The following is a 23,423-nucleotide window of genomic DNA, read 5'->3' on the forward strand; positions in this document are numbered from 1 at the left end:
AGGTCGAGGGCTTGACCTAAGTACATCAAAGAGATTTGAGTGTATGATAGTTAAGCTAAGAGTTAAGATATATAAGTTATGTAGCTTTGCAGAGGTTGATAAGATAATTTGTTGTTCAATGTGTTGTTTTGAATGTTTATAAATGTGGCCCAGTGGTTCAGTTGGTTTAGAACGCCGGCCTGTCACGCCGGAGGTCGAGGGTTCGAGTCCCTTCTGGGTCGTTAGTTGTAAAACTAATAGATTTATATAATATTTATTCCCAGGGCGCATAGCTCAGCTGGGAGAGCACCTGCCTTACAAGCAGGGGGTCACAGGTTCGAGCCCTGTTGCGCCCACTAAATCAAATTCCTTTACAATAAGTTAGGAATTTTATATAGCACGGTAACGTGCATAAAGCAAATAATCCATTAGTATTTACATATTATAAAGATTATAATAGAATAATTTTTATAAGAATAACAAAAAATGTTAAAGTGGATGAAAATAAATATATGCCGACGTGGCTCAATTGGCAGAGCAGCTGACTTGTAATCAGCAGGTTATCGGTTCAAGTCCGATCGTCGGCTTGCAATGGAGGGGTTCCCGAGTGGCCAAAGGGGGCAGACTGTAAATCTGTTGGCTCCGCCTTCGAAGGTTCGAATCCTTCTCCCTCCACTAATTAATAGTAATATAAGTACTGTTAATGTTAACGCGGAGTGGAGCAGTCTGGTAGCTCGTCGGGCTCATAACCCGAAGGTCAGAGGTTCAAATCCTTTCTCCGCAACCAATATGCCCAGATAGCTCAGTCGGTAGAGCAGAGGACTGAAAATCCTCGTGTCGGTGGTTCGATTCCGCCTCTGGGCACCATAAAAACTTTATAAAATTTGGGCCACTAGCTCAGTCGGCTAGAGCACTGGACTTTTAATCCAGGTGTCCCGGGTTCGAGTCCCGGGTGGCTCACTTAAGAAATCGTCTATATTTATAGGCGATTTTTTAGTATAATGAAATAGTCTAATATAATATAAATAATCTGTATCAACAAAATAAATGTTATCAACAGAGTATATACAATAAACATAAAACTATTAACAAATTTATATGAATATAATCCATTTTGTTGATAAGATATGATTAGTATAAAAAATCCTTTACTGAATGAATAGGAGAATTTGAATGAAAGAAAAAACACTCTATGATCACCTTATGAAATATAAGAAAAAAATTTATCCTTTTCATATGCCAGGACATAAATTAGGTAAAAAATATAATCTAAAAAATATAGCTAAGATAGATGTAACAGAAGTAAGAGGAACAGATAATCTACATGACCCTTCTGGTATAATATATGAAGCCCAAGTAAAAGCAGCAAAGACTTTTGGTGCATATAAAACTTATTTTTTAGTAAATGGTAGTACTGGAGGTATTATTTCTGCTATAACTTCCATATGTAAAGAAAAAGACCAAGTATTAATTGCTAGGAATAGTCATAAGTCAGTTTATAATGCTATATTAATAAATAATTTGGTTCCCATATATATTTACCCCAAAGTATTAGATAACGGTTTAATCGGAGGGATTAATCCAACTGAGATTGAAGCGAAGATTGAAAGTAACCCCCACATTAAAATGGTAATTATTACAAGTCCTACTTATGAAGGCTATGTATCCAACATAGCCGCAATATCAGAAATAACTCATAAATATAATAAGATATTAATGGTCGATGAAGCACATGGTTCACATTTTAGATTCCACAATTATTTTCCAGAGACTTCATTACAACAAGATGCAGATATAGTTATTCAGAGTGCCCACAAAACCTTACCATCAATTACTCAGAGTGCTATGTTGCATATCAAAAATGATAAGATAGATACTAATAAATTGCAGAATGCTCTATCTATATTCCAAACCAGTAGCCCCTCATATGTACTAATGACTAGTCTAGATAACTGTAGAAATATAATTGACACAAAAGGTAATAAATTATTTAATGCATATGTTAAACACTTAAAAGATTGCAGGAATAGATTAAATGTTCAATTAAAAAATTTACAGCTTATGGATAATGAAATAATTGGTAGCAAGGAAATAGTAGATATGGATTACTCAAAAATAGTTATAGATTGTACACATGCTAATACTACAGGAACAGAACTTGATGGAATACTTCGTAACAAATATAATATACAAGTAGAGTTAAGTGGTATTAATCATATTATTGCAATGACTTCAATATGCGATAGTAAATATGGATTTAACAAATTAGTGAAATCACTAATAGAAATAGATAGTAAGTTAATAAAAAAACAAATAAAAGGTAATAAATATGATATAATTAATAATGCTAGGATACATTATAACCCAAAGGATGCCTTTAATAAAAACAAGGTTGAAATAAAATTAGAAAATGCTGTTGATAAGATATCAGGAGATTTTATTATCCCTTTTCCACCAGGAATACCTTTAATTGTTCCAGGGGAAATAATCACAGAAGAAAATATCAATCTAATCAATAAATATCTAGAATTGGGTATAGAAATAATGGGGCTATGTAATAAAGAATGTAGAACAATTAATATAATTGAAGAGGTGTAAAATGACAGGATTATTTATTAGCATAGAAGGAGCAGATGGCTCAGGTAAATCAACTCAGATAGAGAAGTTAAAAACTTATTTGGAACAGCATAACTATGAATTTGTATTTACAAGAGAACCAGGCGGTACAGTTATAAGTGAATCTATAAGAGATATAATATTAAATAAGGATTTTATGGAGATGTCAGATATGACAGAGGCACTATTATATGCTGCTTCAAGAGCACAACACGTTGAGCAATATATAAAACCATTATTAAAAGAGGGTAAAATAGTTATATGTGATAGATTTGTAGACTCATCTGTAGTCTATCAAGGACATGCTAGAGGTCTTGGTATAGGGAATGTAGAACAAATCAATAAATATGCAACAGGTGGATTAGAACCAGATATAACTATTCTACTAGACATTGATGCTGAAGAAGGATTGAAGCGTAAAAAAAATCAAAGAGAGTTAGACAGATTAGAATTACAGAAGTTTGATTTTCATAAAAAAGTTTGTGAAGGTTATAGAAAATTAGCTGAACTTCATTTTGATAGAATTAAAAAAATTGATGCATCAGAATCTGTAGAAAATATCCATGAGGAAATAATAAATACTATTGAACACATTATCAATAATAGGTATAATTATAATAAATAAATATCTAAAAAATATTAATTAATTATAAAAGTGAAGTTAATATAATAATATCTCTATATTCTAAACAAAAATCTATATTTATCCGATATTAATCATATAATATAATAAATTAATAGCCTATAGATTGTTTATTCATTTTATCTTATAAAAATTAAATTCTTAGGAGTGATACTATGAAACTAATCATAGCAGTAATTCATGATGAAGACTCTCATAGATTAACTGAAGGACTAAATAAATCAGGATTTATGGCTACCAAATTAGCTAGTACAGGTGGTTTTTTAAAAACTGGCAATACTACAATACTTATAGGTGTGCCAAAAGAAAAAGTTGACGAAGTAATAGAAATTATAAAAAGAGAGTGTAAAACCAATAAACAAATGTCATTACTGAATCCACCAGTGGCTGGTATGCCAGATGGATATTTACCATATCCAATTGAAGTAACAGTTGGAGGAGCAACAGTATTTGTCATTGATGTAGACCAATATTACAAATTATAAAGTTTATAAATAACTGATACAAAAGATAAATAATTTCTAGATGGGGGATATTGCTATGGATTTAAAAGTAAATACCGTGAAAATGCCAGATATGAATGATAATATTAATAGGATTGATAATAATAACAATAAAGAATTCAAATTTACATTACTTAGCAAAATAGATGAATCATCACTTCAAGATAAGTTGAATATGATGATTAATGACATAACAGAGCAAGGTAAGAAAATTGCTAAGCATATGGATGTAAAAGATATGAAAAAATATAGAGAATTAATCAAAGACTTTGTTAATGAAGTAGTAACCCATTCTCACAAATTCTCAAGAGAAAATTTTCTAGATAGACGTGGAAGACATAGAGTATACGGTATAGTCAAATTAGTAGATAAAAATCTAGATGATTTAGCAAAAGAATTAATTCAGGAAGAAAAAAATAATCTTAATATATTAGGACATGTAGATGAGATAAGGGGACTATTATTAGATATAATGACATGATAAATGTATTTATTATCCATAAAATAATTCAAGGATTTTTATCCTATTAAAATAAAAGAGTTGTCTCATAAACATTTTTGTTAGTTATTTGAAAGGTTTATTAACATAAAATGTATATTGAGACAGCTTTTTTAATTTATCATATTGGGGATAACTTTTTAAATACATGAGATTATGTTAATAATAATAGATAAATCCATAAAATATAGACTAATTATAAAAAGACCTATAAATTATGCTCTAAAACAGTGTATAATAATACTTAGAGATGAATTTAAGATAGTTTATTAGGAAGGGAATATAAATGTATACTTTTGATGAAATAGTTGGGCATAATGAAATAATAGACCACTTACAAAGTGCTATTAAGACTAATAAAATATCCCATGCATATATAATAGATGGTGAAAAGGGAATTGGAAAGAAACTTATTGCTAATACTTTTGCTAAAACACTTCAATGCCAGAAAAAAGAAATTGTACCATGTAACGAATGTATATCTTGTCGAACTTTTGATTCATTAAACAATCCAGATGTAATATATGTAGAACAGACCAAAAAAACGGGTATTGGTGTTGATGATATAAGGGAACAGATTAATCAAGATATAAATATTAAGCCCTATCAGCATCCCTATAAGATCTATATTGTGGATAATGCAGATACTATGACAGAACAGGCACAGAATGCTTTATTGAAAACAATTGAAGAACCACCTTCATACGTGGTAATACTTTTACTATCTAATAATATAAATAAATTTTTAATTACAATAATATCACGATGTGTTGTTTTAAAATTAAAACCAATTATGCCTGATAAAGTTATGAATTATGTCATAGAAAAACTGGGAATATCAGATTATAGAAGTGAATTAATAACTTCTTTTGCCCAGGGGTTAATAGGTAAAGCTAAAGAATTAGCAGCGTCTACAGAATTTTTTGATATGAGGGAAAGTATGATAAAGATTGTGGATCGTATAATTAATGGTGATGAATACGAACTATTAGAGGTAAGTCAGAAATTTGAGGATTATAAAGATAATATACAAGATTTTTTAGATTTACTTATGACTTGGTTCAGAGATTTGCTCATTGTAAAAAAGATAAATGATGACATGTATATAATTAATAGAGATAAATATAGAACTCTGTTGAAACAAGCACAGGTTTTATCGTATAATAGAATAAGTATAATGATTGAAAATATTAATAAAGCTAAAAATTTATTGAAACAAAATGCAAATTTTAGATTAGTTATAGAGATGATGATATTACAAACAAAGGAGAATTAATATGATAAAAGTAATCGGCGTCAGGTTCAGGAAGGCAGGTAAGATATATTATTTTGATCCTAATAATCTAGATATTAAACAGGGACAAAATGTCATTGTAGAGACAGTTAGAGGTATAGAATATGGACATGTTGTTATAGGAATCAAAGAAGTGACTGATGATGAGATAATACAGCCATTAAAAAGCGTTATAAGGATTACAACACCAGAGGACGATAAAAAGGAATCAAAGAATAGGTCAAAAGAAAAAGAAGCTTTTGATATCTGTGTCAAGAAGATCAGTAAACATGGTTTAGGAATGAAACTTATTGATGTAGAGTATACTTTTGATAATAATAAAGTATTATTCTATTTTACAGCTGATGGCAGAATTGATTTCAGAGAATTAGTTAAAGACTTGGCTGCAATATTTAAAACAAGAATAGAATTAAGACAAATCGGTGTTAGAGATGAGACAAAGATGATAGGTAGTATCGGTATCTGTGGAAGACCTCTTTGCTGCCATACACATCTATGCGAATTTCAGCCAGTATCAATAAAAATGGCTAAAGAGCAGAATTTATCTCTTAATCCAACTAAGATATCTGGAGTTTGTGGAAGATTAATGTGTTGTCTTAAATACGAGGAATCAACATATGAATATCTTAATAAACATTTACCAAATGTGGGAGATAAAGTAATCACACCAGAGGGACAAAAAGGAGAAGTGTTGAGCGTCAATGTTCTTAGACAGCTAGTAAGATTAGTTGTTAGAAAAGATGATGGAGATCCAGAAATATTACAATACAAGGCAAGTGAATTAAAGTTTAAAGTTGGTAAACCTTGTAAAAAATGTACTAATGGTAATATTAGTGAAGCTATTTCAAAGGAAGAAGAAAAAGAATTAAAGGAATTACAGAATCTAGAACGTAAAGAAGGTAAAATGAAGAGAGAGTAGATATAAATGGAACTTAAAAAAGGCGAAAGAATAGATGAACTTCATAGAAATGGATATAGAATAATACAAAATACTGGTAAGTTCTGTTTTGGAATAGATGCTGTACTATTGACTGGTTTTGCAGTTGTTAAAGAAAAAGAAACAGTTCTTGACTTGGGTACAGGTACAGGAATTATTCCAATACTATTGGAAGCAAAAACAAAAGGTAATCATTTTACTGGGCTGGAGATTCAAGAAGAAAGTGTAGAAATGGCAGATAGAAGTGTTAAACTTAACTGTTTGGAAGATAAAATATCCATAGTAAAAGGAGATATAAAGGAAGCAGTGAAGCTGTTTCCTTTATCTAGTTTTGATGTGATAACTTCTAATCCACCTTACATGAATAATAAAAATGGTATAAAAAATGATCTACAACCAAAATCTATAGCCAGGCATGAGATACTATGTACATTAGATGATGTTATAAAAAATACCGCTTCTTTATTAAAGGTAGGGGGAAGATTCTATATGGTACATAGACCAAGCAGATTACCAGAGATAATTGTAACACTAAAAAAATATAAACTAGAACCTAAGAGAATAAGATTAGTTCATCCTTATATAGATAAAGAACCCAATATGGTGCTAATAGAATCAGTGCGACATGGTAAACCTTTATTGAAAGTAGAGCCACCACTAATTGTATATAAATCAGTTGGAAAATATACAGACGAAATATATGATATATATGGATATAATCAATAAGAGATGGGAATGAGAATATGTCAGGGAAATTATATCTAGTAGCGACACCTATTGGTAATCTGGAAGACATAACATATAGAGCTATAAGAATATTAAATGAAGTTGATATTATAGCTGCAGAAGATACACGACATACAAAAAAGTTGTTGAATCATTTTAATATAAGTACATTATTAACCAGTTATCATGAGCATAACAAAATTGAAAAAGGTCCGTATCTTATTAAGAAATTACAAGAAGGTATAACTATAGCTTTAGTAACAGATGCAGGAACACCTGGAATATCTGATCCTGGTGAAGACTTAGTCAGACTATGTAGAATAAATGATATAGAAGTTACATCCGTGCCTGGTGCAGTGGCGTTGATAACAGGACTTATTCTTTCAGGGCTTAACACTAGGAGATTTGTTTTTGAAGGATTTCTACCTCATGATAAAAAGGATAGAAATAGCATATTACAAAAATTAAAGGTTGAACATAGAACCATTATATTATATGAAGCACCTCATAGATTAAAACAAACTCTTAAACAATTATTGGAAGCATTAGGTAATAGGAATATTGCAATTACTAGAGAGTTGACTAAAAAATTTGAAGAAGTAGATACTATCACTTTGGAGGAAGCAGTAAATAAGTATGGTTCTGAATCGCCAAGAGGTGAATTTGTACTCATTATTGAAGGTAAACCATTGGAAGATTTGAGAAATGAAGAAATCCAGAGATGGGAAAATATTTCTATAGAAGACCATTATAATAAATATATTGAAGAAGGATTAGATAAAAAAAATGCCATGAAACAAGTAGCCAAAGATAGAGGTACGTCTAAAAGAGATATATATAACTATTTGGTAAAATTAGATAATCAAGATTGAAGATATTCGTAATACGAATAGTATCAATATAAATAAGAAACCCTCTATGATTAGAGGGTTAGTTTTATATTCAAGTATATTTAATTTAGTCTACATTAAGTCCAGCAATTTTGGCCATTTCAATAATTGATTGTCTAGATACTTTCTTTCCATAATAGTCAATTAAATCATCCATATTGCCAGTGAATATATCAGCAGGCTGATATTTCTTAAGTATGATTTGTTCATTATCGACATAAATTTCTAGAGCATCTTTTTCTTTAATATCAAAATTCCTACGTATTTCAATTGGTAAAGTTATTCTACCTAATTCATCGAGTTTTCTAACAATTCCTGTTGATTTCATAATATTTCCCCCTCAAACCGTTATGTTTATCCTATATAAGGATAACACAAAAGGTAATAAGTGTCAATAAAATGGATAATCTTGTAAATATAATCTTTTTTTGGCGAATATTACAAAGCAAGTATTAATTATTATATTTAACGCAAATAATAGTATATATAATGTTGAAATATAGGAATAAAGAAGGTATAGTTAAAGAAGTAATAATTATCTAGAATCTATCAAAGGAGAACGTAAAATGGAATATAGTATTTTCGATATTATTGGACCAGTAATGATTGGACCTTCCAGTTCACATACTGCTGGAGCAGCCAAAATTGGGTATATTGCTAGAGAGATATTTGGTAAGGAAGTAAGTGAGGTAAGATTCTATCTTCATGGATCATTTGCGAAAACTTATTTAGGGCATGGTACTGATAAAGCATTGTTATCAGGGGTAATGGGTTTTCTTCCAGATGATGAAAGACTTAGAAATGCATATGAGATAGCTGAGAAAAAAGGAATAAAGTATAAATTTAATTCGAGAGATTTAGGTGATGTCCACCCTAACACAGTAAGGATTAATATGTTTTCAAAAGACGGTCATGAAATGATGGTAATGGGTTCGTCTATTGGCGGGGGTAAAGTTTCTATTATAAAAATTAATGATTTTGATGTTGATTTCAATGGAGAATATACTACATTGATTACAAAACACCTAGACAGGCCTGGAGTAATGGCAGCTATTACATCAATCTTAGCGAAAGATAGGGTTAATATTGCATTTATGAAGTTATACAGAGATGCCAAAGGAGATTATGCGAGACTTATTCTTGAATCTGATGAAGAGATTGAAATGTGTGTACTAGAGGATATTAAAAAAATGGACTATGTAGATGATGTAACGAAAATAGATAAATTAATACTATAATATCAATGACTTGAAAAGGGTGAGGTAATGAATTATAAAAATGGGAAAGAGCTATTAGCAATCTGTAAAGAAAAGAATCTTACAATATATGATGTAGCCATACTAAATGAAAGTAATAATAGTTCTCTAACTAAAGAAGAAATATATAATGTAATGAAAAATAATCTAAATATAATGAAAAATTCAATTGAAAAGGGTCTTGATGAAAAGGAAAAGAATATCAAGGGCTTTATGATTGGTGGAGAAGCAAAAAAATTAAAAAGATTCTATGAGAATAATAAATCCATATGTGGAAAAACAATGTCAAAAGCTATTAGTTATGCTCTTAGTGTAATGGAAGTAAATGTTTCTATGGGTAGAATCGTAGCTTGTCCTACAGCAGGTTCATGTGGAGTATTACCAGCGGTTCTTTTAGCTGTAAAAGAAAAATTTGACCTAGATGAAGAAACTGTTGTAAAGGGATTATTAACTTCTAGTGCAGTAGGTATTATAATTGGTAAGAATGCTTGTCTATCAGGAGCAGAAGGGGGATGTCAAGCTGAGGTTGGATCTGCATCAGCAATGGCAGCGGCAGCAATAGTAGAAATGCTAGGAGGAACACCGGAACAAGCCTTAAATGCATCAGCCATTTCACTGAAAAACTTAATGGGGCTGATTTGTGATCCTGTAGCAGGTCTTGTAGAAGCTCCATGTGCAAAAAGAAATGCTATAGGTACTTCTAATGCTATGATTTCGGCAGAAATGACCTTAGCTGGTATCAAAAGCATAATACCTTTTGACGAGGTAGTGGTAGCTATGGGGAAAGTAGGTAAAATGTTGCCAGTGAATCTTAGAGAAACAGCAGAAGGTGGTATAGCAACTACACCTACAGGTAGAAAATTGAGAAAGAAAATATTCGGAGAAGATAAAATCAATTAATTTTTAATATATTATACAGTTTGCATTTATATATCTGTACAAAAAACTATAAGACAATAAGATATTAATTTAAGTGTATATTGAAATAAAGCATACTTTTATTGCATATAAATAGGTAAAAGATTGTATATGGAGTAAGGTATGCTTAATTATTTATGGGCATTTATGATATTGATAGGAGTAATATTCGGTGCATTCAATGGGAAAATGGGTGAAGTAACAGAAGCAGCTATAGAATCATCAAAAGAAGCCGTTAGCTTATGTATTATGTTGGTTGGAGTAGTGGCTATGTGGACTGGTCTTATGAAAATTGCTGAAAAGGCTGGGCTTATTAAAGGCTTAACAAAAAAGATGAGACCTATACTCAGATTTTTATTTCCGAAGGTACCTGATAATCATCCAGCACAGAGATATATTGCTACTAATATTATAGCTAACATGCTTGGATTAGGTTGGGGAGCTACACCTCCAGGCTTAAAAGCAATGGAAGAATTGCAGAAGTTAAATAAGGATAAGAGTATAGCTAGTACAGCAATGTGTACATTTTTAATTATAAATATATCTTCTGTTCAATTGATATCAGTTAACATATTGGCTTATCGTGCCCAATATGGTTCAGAGAATCCAGCAGAAATCATCGGACCTTCTATATTAGCAACCATTGTATCTACTTTAGTAGGAGTTATATTTGCAAAAATAATGATGAAGGTGAGTAGAAAATGAAATTTGTCCTTATGATTTCGGATTTTATGATTCCACTTGTATTTGTTCTAATTATAGGTTATGGGTTATTGAATGATGTCAAAGTATATGATACGTTCATAATTGGAGCGAAGGAAGGTTTTAAGATTGTTTTACAGATTATGCCTACATTGATTGGGCTTATGGTGGCTGTAGGGATACTTAGAGCATCAGGATTTCTGGATGTGCTGACCAATATTTTGACTCCAATAACAAGTAAGATTAATTTTCCTTCTGAATTAGTACCAATAGCATTAATGCGAACAGTATCATCTTCAGCTACTACAGGGTTAATATTGGATCTGTTCAAGACATATGGCCCTGATTCGCTTATTGGAAGAATGACATCTGTTATGATGGGTTGTACAGAAACGGTTTTTTATACTTTATCAATATATTTTATGACAGTAAAAATTAAGAAAACAAGGTATACATTGGCAGGTGCTTTACTTGTTAGTCTGGCTGGTATAATTGCATCAGTAATAATAACTTATAGTGTTTTTGGGAATTAAGTAGTATTTAATATATTAAAACAGGGGTATATAATGGAATAATTGAATAAAGTTCTGCTGCTTGATTAGAGTACATACGTATACAACCATTACTAGCTCTTGTACCTATAGACCAGGGTTTGTTAGTTCCATGAATTCCATAAATACCCCAAGGAACACTGAGCTGCATAAAATAGCCGCCGAATTGGTCACCCCATAACCCTTTTTTTATTATTTTCCAAGAACCTTTTGGAGTTGGGGTAGATGGTTTACCAATAGCTACTGGATAGTGCTTGATAACTCTATCATTACTTAATAATTTTAGGATTCTATTTTTTAATACAATCTCAATGGAAAATGGATTATCCTTTTCATCTGGAATAGTAATTATATCTCCAACATTTAGTTTATCGGGATTAGTAATATTGTTAGCATAAATAATACTTTTTAAAGGAGTTTTATATCGATAGCTTATCTTTGCTAATGTATCACCTGATTTAATAGTATATTTCATTTGAATCACCTTAAAAATAATTATAATTAATATTATGTTATAAGTAGAGAGATTGTGTTATGTATGTATTTATTTTAAACACAAAATTTTGTTTGATATTAAAGCCATTAATTTAAATAGTTTTTTTATTAAGTTCTTTAATACTGGTTTGACAATACTTGGTATTTATTATATACTTCGATTATATTATGGTACAAGGATAGGTGAGATATGGAAAATACTTATGAAACTTTAAATAATTTACTAGTGAATTTGTTTAATGAAATTATGACAATTGAAGAGAAAGCACTAATAACTGATGAGTTTAGTAATATTTCCATTACAGATATGCATATTATTGAAGCCATAGGGGTGGCAAATGGTAGAAATATGTCCTCTGTTGCTAAAGATTTAGAAATCACGGTAGGGACATTAACCATTGCAATCAATAATCTTGTAAAAAAAGGTTATGTTAATAGAAATAGAAGTACAAAGGACAGGAGAGTCGTTCTTATCTCATTATCTGATTTGGGGTTGAAAGTATATAATCATCATGCAATGTTCCATAAAAATATGATAGAAGATATTATAGCACTACTTGACGAAGAGGAAATGAAAGTTTTCTTAAAGGGTGTAGGAGGAATAAATGATTATTTTCAAAAAATGAAATCCCAAAAAGTTATATATAAAAAGACTAAAAAAAAATAGTAAATATATAAAAGGCTACCCTAACAGGTAGCCTTTATTGGTGAATTGCATTGTTTTATGATTGGTGAAAATCATATTAATAGTTATTATTTTAATTCGTTAACGATTTTTTGTAAAGATTCTAGAGCTTCAGCTGGTAACTTATTAAATCCGCCTTTATCAGTTTCAGTAGATTTAACAAAGTTAACTCTGTCAATCATTCTAGCTTTTAATTGGTCAACATATTCAGAATCTTTCATATCTGGAATGAATCCTTCGATTTCCATAATTTCAATATCATTGAATGGAGCCCATGGTACAAATTTAGCAGTACCTTCAATAATAGATTCTAATGAACCTAAAGTAATTGCAGGTGTAACTTTTTTACCCATGAAGAATCCAGTATTCAAGATATAACAGTCTACATCATTATCACTGAATAATTGTTTGAACTTGCTGTAATCATCAGCAAGAGGATAAGTTCTGAATGGGTTAGCATAAGGTTCTACTACTAAAGCATTAGGATCTACACCTTCTGCTAATCTTTCAGCTGATGTTCTCTTAGTTGCTAATGTTGCACCCATTACAGAAGCTAATGAAGCTCCATCTAATTTTATAATTGGTGGAAGTGTAGGGTCTTTCATTAACCAGAATATAGCATTAACTGGTTCAGCAAATTTATTTTCACGGTTAGGTGACCATAATTTTGATTTAACAGCACGACCATTTCCATTTCTTGTATCTTCTGTTACAAGAACAATCTTTCCATCATTATCAATTGTTACACCATTGTTTTGTACAGTCAATAAGAATCTATTGTCGTCATTATCCATTGGGTAATCTTGAGTTTTGTCAAAGTATGATGGCTCAAGTGCTACTGATGAACTATTTTCAGTTGAAATAATGAATGCATCATCATGAAGTACTGTGATATCATATTTATCATTATGTTTTGCATGCGTAATAGTAGATTTTCCTGAACCGGATAATCCGAATACACCTGCAACGAATTTATCTCCGTTAGGTAAGTTATAACGTTTTTGTCCACCGTGGCAAGCAGCGTATCCGTGTCTGTTAGCTGTTCCCCATCCAAGTGTTAAAGTACCTTTTTTGTGTTCTCCGAAGTATCTCATACCAAGTAAAGCAGCACAGTTATGTGTTGGATCAAAGAAAGTAAGTCCAAGTGGATGATCTTCATGTGCCCAATCTGGATCAGAGAAAATATAGATATCTCCTTCATTTTCTATTACTTTTGATTTTTCATAAAGATTATTGTACTCTTCGTTTAAGTATTGGAAGTTTAGTAACCAAGAATACATTATGTTTTCAAAACCTTCTGGAATTAATAAGTGAGCTTTTACCATAAAGTCTTCATCTAAGCCAACATAAGCTTGAGCATGATACATTTTACGATATCTTGTATTGTATACAGCTTCTCTTATTTTTGTAGCGTATTCTTCTTGGTCTACGTTTGGTTCACCAATGATTCTTCTTGCAGCTGCACAACGTCCTTTAACAGCACCATCATTGAATAATAATACTTTTGAATCTTCGTCAAGACCAAGTTTCCCTGGTTGATATACAGGAATGTCAGTTACTATTGTTCCTGGAGAATTTTTCGCTAATTTGTAAGCTTCCTTAATAGAGTTAACGTCAACTACGTTGTTTCCGTAAAAAGGTGTCTCAATTGTAGTACGAATTTGTGAAAAAATAGGATTATCTTTTTTGATTTGATCCCAACTATAAGTTCTTTTTGTTGCCATTAGGTATTCCTCCTTCATTTATATTAATTTGTAATAGTATATATATAAATTCATCACACAGTGATTAATTTATTATCTTTATTATATTAATAAGTTATACTTTATATAATACTTTCAAATCTTCCCCATGTTAATTATAATATTACGTTTTGCAAATGTCAACCAAGATTTTTATAAATAATTATAGGGTTTTTGGTAGGATTTTTAAATAATTACATTTTTTTTAAGAGTTTTATAGTAATCTTGTCAATCTTTGGAATGAAATTCAAAAAAATATAATAAAAAATAATTAGGTATTTCTAAAAGTTTGTATCTATTTTTAAGTTTGTGTATTAATTAAAAATATATTACTTTTTATTGTAAGAAGCACAAATCATTTTTGAAATAAAAAAGCTACTATTAGAGTTAGTAGCTTTTTTAAAAAAATGTATAGTTATAGTATACGTAATTTTTAGTATGTTATTTATTTCTATTAGTGAATTTGACTCTTTCACTTTCTGTAAGATATTTTTTCCTTAATCTAATGCTATCTGGAGTTATTTCAACTAGTTCATCATTATCAATAAATTCTAATGCTTCTTCTAAGCTGAATAATTTTGGTGGTGATAATTTTATAGCATCGTCTGCTCCAGATGAACGAGTATTAGTTAATTTTTTGTTTTTACATGGATTAACTGTCATATCTTCTTTTCTAGAGTTAATTCCTATAATCATACCTTCATATACTTCTGTAGTAGGATGTATGATCATTATTCCTCTCTGGGAGAGGTTGTTAAGTGAGTATGGCATAGCTGTACCTTTTTCCCCAGAAATCAATACACCATTACCTCTAGAAGGTATTTCTCCTTTGTGAGGTTCGTAAGCTTCAAATGAACGAATTATTGTAGCTTCTCCTCTTGAGTCAGTAATTAGTTCACTTCTGAAACCTAGTAATCCTCTTGTTGGTACAATGAATTCCATACGTGTATAACCATTATCTGAAAGCATAACTTCCATTCTACCTTTTCTAAGGTTAAGTTTGCTTATGGCAGTTCCAGAATATTCATCAGGGATATTGACAATAACCCTTTCTACTGGTTCAAGTAATTTTCCTTCTTCTCTATGCATAAGAACTTCTGGTTTGGATACGCTTAGTTCATAACCTTCTCTTCTCATATTTTCTATTAGTATTGAAAGATGTAATTCTCCTCTACCAGATACTTTATATCCATCAATACCACCTAATTCATCTACTTTTAGACCAACATTTATTTCTAATTCTTTGTCTAATCTTTCTTTTATATGTCTAGTTGTAACATACTTACCAGATTGTCCTGCAAAAGGAGAATTGTTGACTAAGAAGTTCATTGATAATGTAGGTTCTTCTATTTTTATTAATTCCATAGGTTCTATATTCTCTGGATCACAGTATGTTTCACCTATAGAGATATTAGAGATACCTGCTATTACAGCTATATCACCACTTCTTAATTCTTTTTTTGGTACTTGTTTAAGTCCTTCATAAGTAAATAGCTTGGAAATCTTACCTTTTTCAGTTGTTCCATCCCTTTTACATATAGCTACCTGTTGACCTTCTTTTATTACACCTCTTGAAACTCTACCAATTCCTAATCTACCAATGTAATCATCATATGCTAGAGCGGATATTTGTAATTGTAGAGGTTCACTGTTCTTGTTTGGATAAGGTTTTGTATGGTTAACAATGGTTTCAAATAGTGGTGTAAGATCTGTATAGTCATCATCCATAGAATATTTTGCTATACCTTCTCTTGCTACTCCATAGATGATTGGGAAGTCAAGTTGTTCGTCGTTAGCATCAAGTTCTGCGAATAAGTCGAAAGTCATGTCTACAACTTCTTCAGCTCTTTGGTCTTTTTTATCTATTTTGTTAATGAATAGTATTGGGTTCAAGTTGTGTTCAAGTGATTTTTGAAGTACGAATCTAGTTTGAGGCATAGGACCTTCGCTTGAGTCAACTAATAATATCACTGTGTCAACTGTTTTAATGATTCTTTCTACTTCTGATGAGAAATCGGAGTGTCCTGGTGTATCTACAATATTGACTTTATAGTCTTTATAGTTTATTGAACAGTTTTTTGAATATATTGTTATTCCACGTTCTCTTTCAAGGTCGTTGCTATCCATTACTTGGTCAACAATCTCTTGGTTTTCACGAAAGATACCACTTTGAGTTAAGAACGCATCTACCAAAGTTGATTTACCTGCATCTACGTGGGCTATTACTGCTATATTTATAATTTTTTGTTCTGACATATTTATACCCTGCTTTCTAATTTTAATGTCTTCTGGTATGTTAAATATTTCTAGCAATATATAATAAATTAAATGATAATTCATTTAAGGTTTTTAAAAATCATTTATTGCACCAACTATATAGTTTATACGTTATTAAGGAAATAATCAAGTAGAGATTGAGTAACATTTAGGAACGGTGGTAGATAATTAGAGGGAATATGTTAAGAAATTTCAAAATATATATTTTTTTAGGTAGGGAAAAGTTAATAAATATGGGGTAATGGGAAGACAGTAGATATGCAAGAAAGAATATATGTAAGTTCAATTAATTGAATTGTTATTAAAATAGATTTATGAAATAATATTGACAGAAATTCAACTATAGTGTATAATTTTAACATGAATTCAAGGGTGGATTCCATATAGAAACTCTAATATATATTAGATAAATGAGTGGACAATAAAGTCTATACGTCAAAAATGACGTATGGACTTTATTTATTTTTGTGGGTTATTCAATTATGTATGGCAAAAAATAAATATAATTTTTCTGTTTTTTGTAACCTTTTTGCATTTTTAACCCTTATATAAATGAGAGGGTTTTTAATAACTAAAGAAAAGGATGATTAAAAAATGAGAAAAATTAGATTATTATTATTAACTACGTTATTTACATTAGTATTATCAATCACAGTAAATGCTCAAGAAGATCAAATTAAATCAAAAGATATTAAGGTAGGTAATTCAATTATTAGAGCAATGACTGTGTCATCACAAGATGACCCTTTAGCTTATACTTCAGATTTCATAACTGATTCAGGTTCTTATCTAAGTATCAGTAGTTCAACTGGTTCCACTATTACATGTGATAGCTTGAAATTAGAAATCAATGTTCAAGAGAAAAAAAATGGTTCATGGGAAACTGTAGGAACATTCACTTATACGGAATATAATACTTCTATTATAAGTAAAATACCTTGTTATTACGGAGTAACTATTGGTTCAGAATATAGGTTGAAAACATATCATTATGCAACTGTTGGTGGAATCAATTACATGGAGATTAATACCACATCTTCTATTATCACTGAAGAATAAGGTATAATCAAGTAAATATAAATAAGCTTAGTATTATGTATAAGAAATGTATACTAAGCTTATTTATTTAATAATGTAACGACATAGTTATATCTAGAACTTCTTGTTTGTTATTCCCAAGTACTTCAAATTCGATTTCACCTATAACAAATAACGTAATAATTAGGGTATTATTTCTAATAATATTATACTCTATTCCATTATTATTAAAATTCTCTATTTCAAATAAATCTTTATTATATCTAGCCATACCTGTTGAATATCTATTAGTAATATATTTTTGACTTACTTTTATAATATTATTATTAGTACTGCACATATTAATAATTACATTAGATCCATTTTCGTTTATGTTCTTTACATTATAATTATCTGGTATTATAGGGGATATAAAACTTTTATTATCTTTTTTATTTAATATCGCTATCTTATCATCTAGTTTAATATCTCTATTTTCTTTAGAAGGATCATAATTTCTAGTATAAAATTGAATTGTATTGTTATCTATACTATGTAATAATCTTTTAAATAAACTAGCATTACTTGACAAATCTACTGAAATTAACATGACTAATAGTATGCATACCGTTACAACAGCTTTATACCTTCTTATAATTAAATAGTTTCTTTTTAATTTTTCTTGATGTACATCTTTAATAATATTATTCCATATCTTATTCTTAGTATCTTCATCAATATGCGCTGTATCATTACTATTTCTTAGATATAAGTTTAATCTTTTATTTAAGTCTTGATATGTTTTGTTTTTATGTTTTTCCATAAGTAAATCACTTCCTATATTCAGCATTAACAATCTATCCCTTTTTCCAAGTTTAGAGTGTTATCCGTTTAATAATTAATATGTTGAATTTATATACAATATAATAAATTATATTTATTCTGGTACTTAAATAATTATATTATACCAATTATTATAATTATTAACAAGTAAGCTCGAAAGTTTGTATTAGAATAATTATCAAACTATTTTGTTGCAGGATATGAAAGTAAGGAACACTATAAATATTTAGATATTCTTGAACAGACTCCATATATCAAACATGTATAATAGGAGTTAAATATACATTGAAAATATTAGTTAAAAAAATATATACATTCGTGTGTACAAACTATAAAATTTATGATATAATTATTTTAACACATACAAAAGCTTTGGATTATGGAAAAAACATACAAAAGAATACATAAAAACAAATTTATTATAGGATATATTGGTAAGTGGAGTGGTTATTATGAATAGTAAAAGAGTTACGAGAAAAGATGTAGCAGACAGAGCAGGAGTAACACCAACTATTGTTTCTTATGTTACTAATAATAATAGATATGTAAGTAAAGATAAAAGAGAAAGAGTTTTACAAGCAATAAAAGAATTAGGTTACCACCCTAATACCGTTGCATTAGGATTGAAATGCAAAAAAAGCTATCATATAGCATTTATTTGTGATGATATAAGTAATGAACACTTTGCTAAGATTGTAATGGATATGGAAGATATAGCTAATGAGAGAGGCTATATAATTTCCTTTTGTAATACTAGAAGAGACGAACAATATATTAATAAGTTAATCAGTAGACAGTTTGATGGGGCTATAATAAGTACTGATATATTAGAAGGAGAATTAATTAATAAATTTCCTAATATTGGTATTCCTACCATTTTATTTGGAAATAGAATATATGAAAATATCTCAAAAGATATCACATTTGTTAATATAGATATTTATGGAGGAACTATAAAAGCAATGGAGCATCTAGTTAAGGAAGGTCATACAAGAATTGCTTTTGTTGATTTAAGTCTAAAAGAGTACGATACCTTAGATTATAATGATCTAAGAGTAAAAGGTTATACTAAGATTCATGAGAAATATAAAATGGAACTTAACAAAGATTATATTATTCAAGGTGCTAATGGTTACAAGGATGTTTTTGAAAAAAGTTATAAGTTATTCCAATCTAACCATAGACCTACTGCTATTCTAGTAAATGACGATATACATGCTTATATTGTTATGAGTGCAGTTAAGTCCCTTAATCTTCAAGTCCCAGAAGATGTATCAATAATAGGATATAATGATACAACTATAGCCAAATATATGGTTCCTAGATTAACAACTGTTGAGATTCCAAGAAAAAAAATAAGCAGAGCAGCATTGGAATTATTAATAGATAAGATAGAAGGAAAAGTTGTAAAAGACATTAATATAGATACTGATTTAATTATTGGTAATACCACAAAAACTATTACATAGTAGAATTACACATTTTTATAGGGTGTGTACATACGAGTGTATATATTGTTCTCATACAGATTCATTAAAAACAAAAAAATATTTTTACGCTTTCTTTGAAATGGTGAGATATATTTACGACAAGTAATGTGTCTATCATTATAAATAAAAACTATAATTAAAAGGAGTGTTAATATGTCTAAAAAGTTTTTTAAAACAATGACTATGGGTATTTTGATTTTTGTTATGGTGTTTTCATTAGCTGCATGTGGTAATAAAGCTAAAGAGAGTGATAATGGGGGAAATGATTCAAGTTCTAATAAACAAGTAACAATTCAATTTGCAACATATGGTCTTTTGGAAAAAGCAACAGAGAAATTTTATACTAAAATGGCACAAGATTTTGAAGCAAAAACAAGTGTAAAAGTAGAGTTTGTTAGTTATCCATATGGGGATCTTAAACAACAAGTATTAATCAAAGCAAATTCAGGTGATGCTCCTGATGTTATACATGGGGAGTCCTCTGCTTTTAGCTCATATCTTAATTCTGGATTTATTGAACCTCTTGATGATTTATTAGGAGAAGATTATGTAAATGATATTTATGACGGTGTTAGAGAAGCAATGTCAAGTGAAGGTAAGTTATATGGGGCACCTTGGATATGTAGTACTTTTCTTCTAGTCTATAATAAAGATTTATTTGAACAAGCAGGATTAGACCCTAATGCACCACCAAAAACATATGCAGAAATGATAAAATATGCTGAGAAAATATCAGAACTTAAAGATAAAGATGGAAACAAGGTATTTGGTCTAGGTTCATCAACTGCTTCTGTACCTGTTAGTGGTGAAAACGTATTAAGTACAATGTTAACTTTTGGAGGAAATATATATAACGATAAAGGGGAAGTAGAAGTTGATACAAAAGGTAATCTGGATGCTCTAAAATTCTATAAAGAAGTACAAGAAAAAGGTCTTAATCCTGAAGCTGCTAAATTAAAAGATTTAAGAAACTTAATGGCTATTGGTAGATTAGGAATGTATTTTGATCAAGTATGGGGAACAAGTGGTGTCGTAGGAATTAATCCAGAAATAAAAGACAGTCTTGCAGTAGCCATGATACCAGCAACAGATGCAACTAATGGAGCAAGTTTATTAGCGGCACATGAATTACATATAATGAAAGATTCAAAACATAAAAAAGAGGCTGCTGAATTTGTTAAATATATTACTTCAAAAGAAGTTTTAGAAGAGTATTATAATACTACATTACCTTTTATAGTTGCTAGAAAATCAGTTAATAAATTACTTAACCTTAATGATAATTTTATTGATCCAGTTAAGGATAGTATGACACAAGTCATAGCACTTGCAAAACAACATTCTGATATGGAGAATGCATTACTTGAAATAACTTCCGCAGCACAAAGGGTTACTATCGGAAATGAAAGCCCTGAAGATGTTGTTAAGAAATTGGATGACAAGTTGAAGCAAGTTCTAAAATAAGACAAGTGATGATTATTACCACATTATAATTAATTATAATGTGGTAATAAATTAATAGGTAATAAATATTCTAGTAAATAAAGGAAGTGACTAATTGATATGAAAGCAGCAAGTGGGGGCAATCAAAAATCTACTCGTAATTTTTATAAGAAAATGGGTAGGGAAAAACACGATCGTATATTTGCTATTATGTTATTGCTGCCCGCAATAATAGTAGTAGGCTTCACAACGTTTTTTCCTATAGCTAAATCAGTCATTATGAGTTTCTTTAATTATAAACTAAAAGCTAATGCAGATTATTACTGGAATGATTTTCTTAATTACAAAGAGTTATTCCAAGAAGGAGAAATATTCAACGCCATAGGTACAACTTTCAAATTCATGATAATTACAGTAGCTTTGATATTTGTTATAGGCTTAATATTATCCAATATACTGAATAAAGATGTTAAAGGTAGAGCAGTTCTTAGAAGTGTAGTACTTTTACCCTGGATTATTCCAACCATTGTTACAGGTCTATTATGGATGTGGATATTCCAGCCACAATATGGTGTGCTTAACTATCTCTTGATGAAACTAAATATAATCTCTGACCCTATAAATTGGGTAGCTAGTATGAAGTACGCTCTCTATAGTGTCGTTACTGCATCAGTATGGAGACAGATACCATTCATCACTATTATGTTGTTGGCTGGTATGCAGGGAATCCCTAGCGACTTATATGAAGCGGCTACTATAGATGGCGCTAATTCTAGACAATGTTTTTTCAAGGTGACTTTACCAATGTTAAGTAATGTAATTAAATCAACACTACTTATTTCTATAATAACCAACTTCAAGCAATTCCCATTGTTCTGGATAATGACAGGGGGAGGGCCAGTTAATAAGACAACTACCCTTGCAATAATGACATACAAGAATTCCTTTGTAAATCTGAACTTCGGGAAAGGGGCAGCTGTTTCGACCATATGGTTGATTATTTTAATAGTTTTCTCAGCTATTTATAACAAAGCCTTCAAAACAGCAAGAGATTAAGGAGTGAAAATATGAATAGTAAGCCAAAAGCGAGATCTTATACAATATTAGTGATATTATTAGTATTTTTGGTTGGTCCTATATTATGGATGTTTGTAACTTCATTTAAAGATAATATTGCGATATATAAAATACCACCAGAGTGGATACCTCATAAGCCAACTATAAGTAATTATTTAAATATATTTAAGGATAAGTTATTCATGACCTATTATTTTAACAACTTCATAACTGCTGGATTGACAACACTATTTACAATCATTATATCTATTCTAGCAGGATATTCCTTTTCAAGATTCAAATTCAAAGGAAGTCAGATTCTGATAATGGCTTTTTTATCAGTTTCAATATTCCCTGTAGTAGGTATTATTACTGCTCTTTATTCTACATTCAAGAATGTTGGATTACTTAATACAAGAGTTGCTGTAATACTAACATTAACAGCTGCAAACGTACCATTTTGCATGTGGCTGATGAAAGGATTTTTTGATGACATTCCTAGAGCATTGGAAGAGGCGGCATATATAGATGGTTGTGGAAGATTATCAACATTATTTAAGGTTATTCTACCACTATGTAGCCCAGGGATTCTAGCAATTGGTTTATATACATTTCTTATAGCTTGGGATGATTATCTATATTGTTTAACACTTATAACAGATGATAAAATACGTACTTTATCAAATGGTATATCAATGAGATATCTTGGTGAGCTTTCTTATGACTGGGGCAATGTTATGACTGTTTCTGTTATGGCAAGTATACCACTACTTATTTTATTTATATTCCTACAAAAATATATGATACAAGGATTGACTGCTGGTTCTGTCAAGGGTTAAGCTAGATGTTAAGTTCAATATA

General features: G+C 30.0%; 23 protein-coding genes and 7 tRNA genes. 25 read left to right on the forward strand and 5 right to left on the reverse strand.

Features of this window, described 5'->3' with window-relative positions; translation table 11 throughout:
* The first annotated feature begins 146 nt into the window (after positions 1–146).
* The 15 genes from N4A55_RS00085 to rsmI all read left to right on the forward strand — a co-directional run bounded on the left by N4A55_RS00085 (position 147) and on the right by rsmI (position 8,069).
* Positions 147–221 (forward strand) — tRNA-Asp (locus tag N4A55_RS00085).
* A gap of 41 nt (positions 222–262) precedes the next feature.
* Positions 263–335 (forward strand) — tRNA-Val (locus N4A55_RS00090).
* 158 nt (positions 336–493) lie between these two features.
* Positions 494–566: transfer RNA gene (locus N4A55_RS00095), tRNA-Thr, on the forward strand.
* Between the two features lie 6 nt (positions 567–572).
* Positions 573–654 (forward strand) — tRNA-Tyr (locus N4A55_RS00100).
* A gap of 35 nt (positions 655–689) precedes the next feature.
* A tRNA-Met gene (locus N4A55_RS00105) sits at positions 690–766 on the forward strand.
* Positions 767–770: 4 nt separating this feature from the next.
* Positions 771–846: transfer RNA gene (locus tag N4A55_RS00110), tRNA-Phe, on the forward strand.
* A 19-nt stretch (positions 847–865) separates the two neighbouring features.
* Positions 866–939: transfer RNA gene (locus N4A55_RS00115), tRNA-Lys, on the forward strand.
* A 213-nt stretch (positions 940–1,152) separates the two neighbouring features.
* Positions 1,153–2,577 carry an aminotransferase class I/II-fold pyridoxal phosphate-dependent enzyme gene (locus tag N4A55_RS00120; protein WP_293753343.1) on the forward strand — a complete coding sequence of 475 codons (1,425 nt, stop codon included), beginning with the start codon at positions 1,153–1,155 and terminating at the stop codon, positions 2,575–2,577.
* A 1-nt stretch (position 2,578) separates the two neighbouring features.
* A complete protein-coding gene (gene tmk / locus N4A55_RS00125; protein WP_293753344.1) occupies positions 2,579–3,220 on the forward strand; it encodes a dTMP kinase in 642 nt (213 codons plus the stop codon).
* A 173-nt stretch (positions 3,221–3,393) separates the two neighbouring features.
* A complete protein-coding gene (locus N4A55_RS00130) occupies positions 3,394–3,723 on the forward strand; it encodes a cyclic-di-AMP receptor (RefSeq protein ID WP_293753346.1) in 330 nt (109 codons plus the stop codon).
* Positions 3,724–3,778: 55 nt separating this feature from the next.
* Positions 3,779–4,222, forward strand: coding sequence for a YaaR family protein (locus N4A55_RS00135; RefSeq protein WP_330666264.1), 444 nt, complete (start codon positions 3,779–3,781; stop codon positions 4,220–4,222).
* A 304-nt stretch (positions 4,223–4,526) separates the two neighbouring features.
* Positions 4,527–5,516, forward strand: coding sequence for a DNA polymerase III subunit (locus tag N4A55_RS00140; protein ID WP_293753347.1), 990 nt, complete (start codon positions 4,527–4,529; stop codon positions 5,514–5,516).
* Between the two features lies 1 nt (position 5,517).
* The gene (locus tag N4A55_RS00145) at positions 5,518–6,453 is read left to right on the forward strand and encodes a PSP1 domain-containing protein (protein ID WP_293753348.1); all 936 of its coding nucleotides are present in this window, start codon (positions 5,518–5,520) and stop codon (positions 6,451–6,453) included.
* Between the two features lie 6 nt (positions 6,454–6,459).
* Positions 6,460–7,197 (forward strand): tRNA1(Val) (adenine(37)-N6)-methyltransferase, encoded by a 738-nt coding sequence (locus tag N4A55_RS00150; RefSeq protein WP_293753350.1) that lies wholly within the window; start codon positions 6,460–6,462, stop codon positions 7,195–7,197.
* A gap of 17 nt (positions 7,198–7,214) precedes the next feature.
* Positions 7,215–8,069, forward strand: coding sequence for a 16S rRNA (cytidine(1402)-2'-O)-methyltransferase (gene rsmI / locus N4A55_RS00155; protein ID WP_293753351.1), 855 nt, complete (start codon positions 7,215–7,217; stop codon positions 8,067–8,069).
* Between the two features lie 85 nt (positions 8,070–8,154).
* On the opposite strand, the gene N4A55_RS00160 is transcribed toward rsmI, so the two are convergent.
* Positions 8,155–8,415: an AbrB/MazE/SpoVT family DNA-binding domain-containing protein gene (locus N4A55_RS00160; protein ID WP_113672991.1), complete on the reverse strand. Its 261-nt coding sequence runs from the start codon at positions 8,413–8,415 to the stop codon at positions 8,155–8,157.
* A gap of 238 nt (positions 8,416–8,653) precedes the next feature.
* Here N4A55_RS00160 and sdaAB point away from each other — a divergent pair, with 238 nt between their 5' ends.
* The 4 genes from sdaAB (at position 8,654) to N4A55_RS00180 (ending at position 11,496) form a co-directional block, all read left to right on the forward strand.
* Positions 8,654–9,325, forward strand: coding sequence for an L-serine ammonia-lyase, iron-sulfur-dependent subunit beta (gene sdaAB, locus N4A55_RS00165; RefSeq protein ID WP_293753352.1), 672 nt, complete (start codon positions 8,654–8,656; stop codon positions 9,323–9,325).
* A 27-nt stretch (positions 9,326–9,352) separates the two neighbouring features.
* Complete coding sequence (sdaAA, locus tag N4A55_RS00170; protein ID WP_293753354.1) at positions 9,353–10,243, forward strand: L-serine ammonia-lyase, iron-sulfur-dependent, subunit alpha; 891 nt, start codon at positions 9,353–9,355, stop codon at positions 10,241–10,243.
* A 141-nt stretch (positions 10,244–10,384) separates the two neighbouring features.
* A complete protein-coding gene (locus N4A55_RS00175; protein ID WP_293753356.1) occupies positions 10,385–10,966 on the forward strand; it encodes a nucleoside recognition domain-containing protein in 582 nt (193 codons plus the stop codon).
* Positions 10,963–11,496, forward strand: coding sequence for a spore maturation protein (locus N4A55_RS00180; protein ID WP_293753357.1), 534 nt, complete (start codon positions 10,963–10,965; stop codon positions 11,494–11,496). The genes N4A55_RS00175 and N4A55_RS00180 overlap by 4 nt, the downstream gene beginning before the upstream one ends.
* A gap of 7 nt (positions 11,497–11,503) precedes the next feature.
* On the opposite strand, the gene N4A55_RS00185 is transcribed toward N4A55_RS00180, so the two are convergent.
* The gene (locus N4A55_RS00185; protein WP_293753358.1) at positions 11,504–11,989 is read right to left on the reverse strand and encodes a L,D-transpeptidase family protein; all 486 of its coding nucleotides are present in this window, start codon (positions 11,987–11,989) and stop codon (positions 11,504–11,506) included.
* A gap of 210 nt (positions 11,990–12,199) precedes the next feature.
* Here N4A55_RS00185 and N4A55_RS00190 point away from each other — a divergent pair, with 210 nt between their 5' ends.
* Positions 12,200–12,676 (forward strand): MarR family winged helix-turn-helix transcriptional regulator, encoded by a 477-nt coding sequence (locus tag N4A55_RS00190; RefSeq protein ID WP_293753359.1) that lies wholly within the window; start codon positions 12,200–12,202, stop codon positions 12,674–12,676.
* 86 nt (positions 12,677–12,762) lie between these two features.
* On the opposite strand, the gene N4A55_RS00195 is transcribed toward N4A55_RS00190, so the two are convergent.
* Together N4A55_RS00195 and typA are read right to left on the reverse strand one after the other, a co-directional pair.
* Entirely contained in the window at positions 12,763–14,418 is a 1,656-nt protein-coding gene (locus N4A55_RS00195) for a phosphoenolpyruvate carboxykinase (ATP) (protein WP_293753361.1), read from the reverse strand.
* Positions 14,419–14,877: 459 nt separating this feature from the next.
* On the reverse strand, positions 14,878–16,692 hold the full coding sequence (gene typA, locus N4A55_RS00200) for a translational GTPase TypA (protein ID WP_293753362.1): 1,815 nt from the start codon (positions 16,690–16,692) through the stop codon (positions 14,878–14,880).
* A 615-nt stretch (positions 16,693–17,307) separates the two neighbouring features.
* On the opposite strand from typA, the gene N4A55_RS00205 reads away from it, so the two are divergent.
* Complete coding sequence (locus N4A55_RS00205; protein WP_293753364.1) at positions 17,308–17,772, forward strand: hypothetical protein; 465 nt, start codon at positions 17,308–17,310, stop codon at positions 17,770–17,772.
* A 67-nt stretch (positions 17,773–17,839) separates the two neighbouring features.
* Here the strand turns inward: N4A55_RS00205 and N4A55_RS00210 are convergent, their stop codons facing one another.
* On the reverse strand, positions 17,840–18,553 hold the full coding sequence (locus N4A55_RS00210; RefSeq protein ID WP_293753365.1) for a hypothetical protein: 714 nt from the start codon (positions 18,551–18,553) through the stop codon (positions 17,840–17,842).
* Between the two features lie 472 nt (positions 18,554–19,025).
* Here N4A55_RS00210 and N4A55_RS00215 point away from each other — a divergent pair, with 472 nt between their 5' ends.
* From N4A55_RS00215 to N4A55_RS00230, 4 genes are all read left to right on the forward strand, one after another.
* The gene (locus N4A55_RS00215; RefSeq protein ID WP_293753367.1) at positions 19,026–20,042 is read left to right on the forward strand and encodes a LacI family DNA-binding transcriptional regulator; all 1,017 of its coding nucleotides are present in this window, start codon (positions 19,026–19,028) and stop codon (positions 20,040–20,042) included.
* Between the two features lie 174 nt (positions 20,043–20,216).
* Positions 20,217–21,527: an ABC transporter substrate-binding protein gene (locus N4A55_RS00220; protein ID WP_293753369.1), complete on the forward strand. Its 1,311-nt coding sequence runs from the start codon at positions 20,217–20,219 to the stop codon at positions 21,525–21,527.
* 99 nt (positions 21,528–21,626) lie between these two features.
* Positions 21,627–22,562, forward strand: a complete 936-nt coding sequence (locus N4A55_RS00225) for a carbohydrate ABC transporter permease (RefSeq protein WP_293753370.1) — start codon at positions 21,627–21,629, stop codon at positions 22,560–22,562.
* 11 nt (positions 22,563–22,573) lie between these two features.
* Entirely contained in the window at positions 22,574–23,401 is an 828-nt protein-coding gene (locus N4A55_RS00230) for a carbohydrate ABC transporter permease (protein WP_293753371.1), read from the forward strand.
* Positions 23,402–23,423 lie beyond the last annotated feature (22 nt).

It is taken from the genome of Vallitalea sp. (assembly GCF_025211055.1).
Classification (GTDB): Bacteria; Bacillota; Clostridia; order Lachnospirales; family Vallitaleaceae; genus Vallitalea.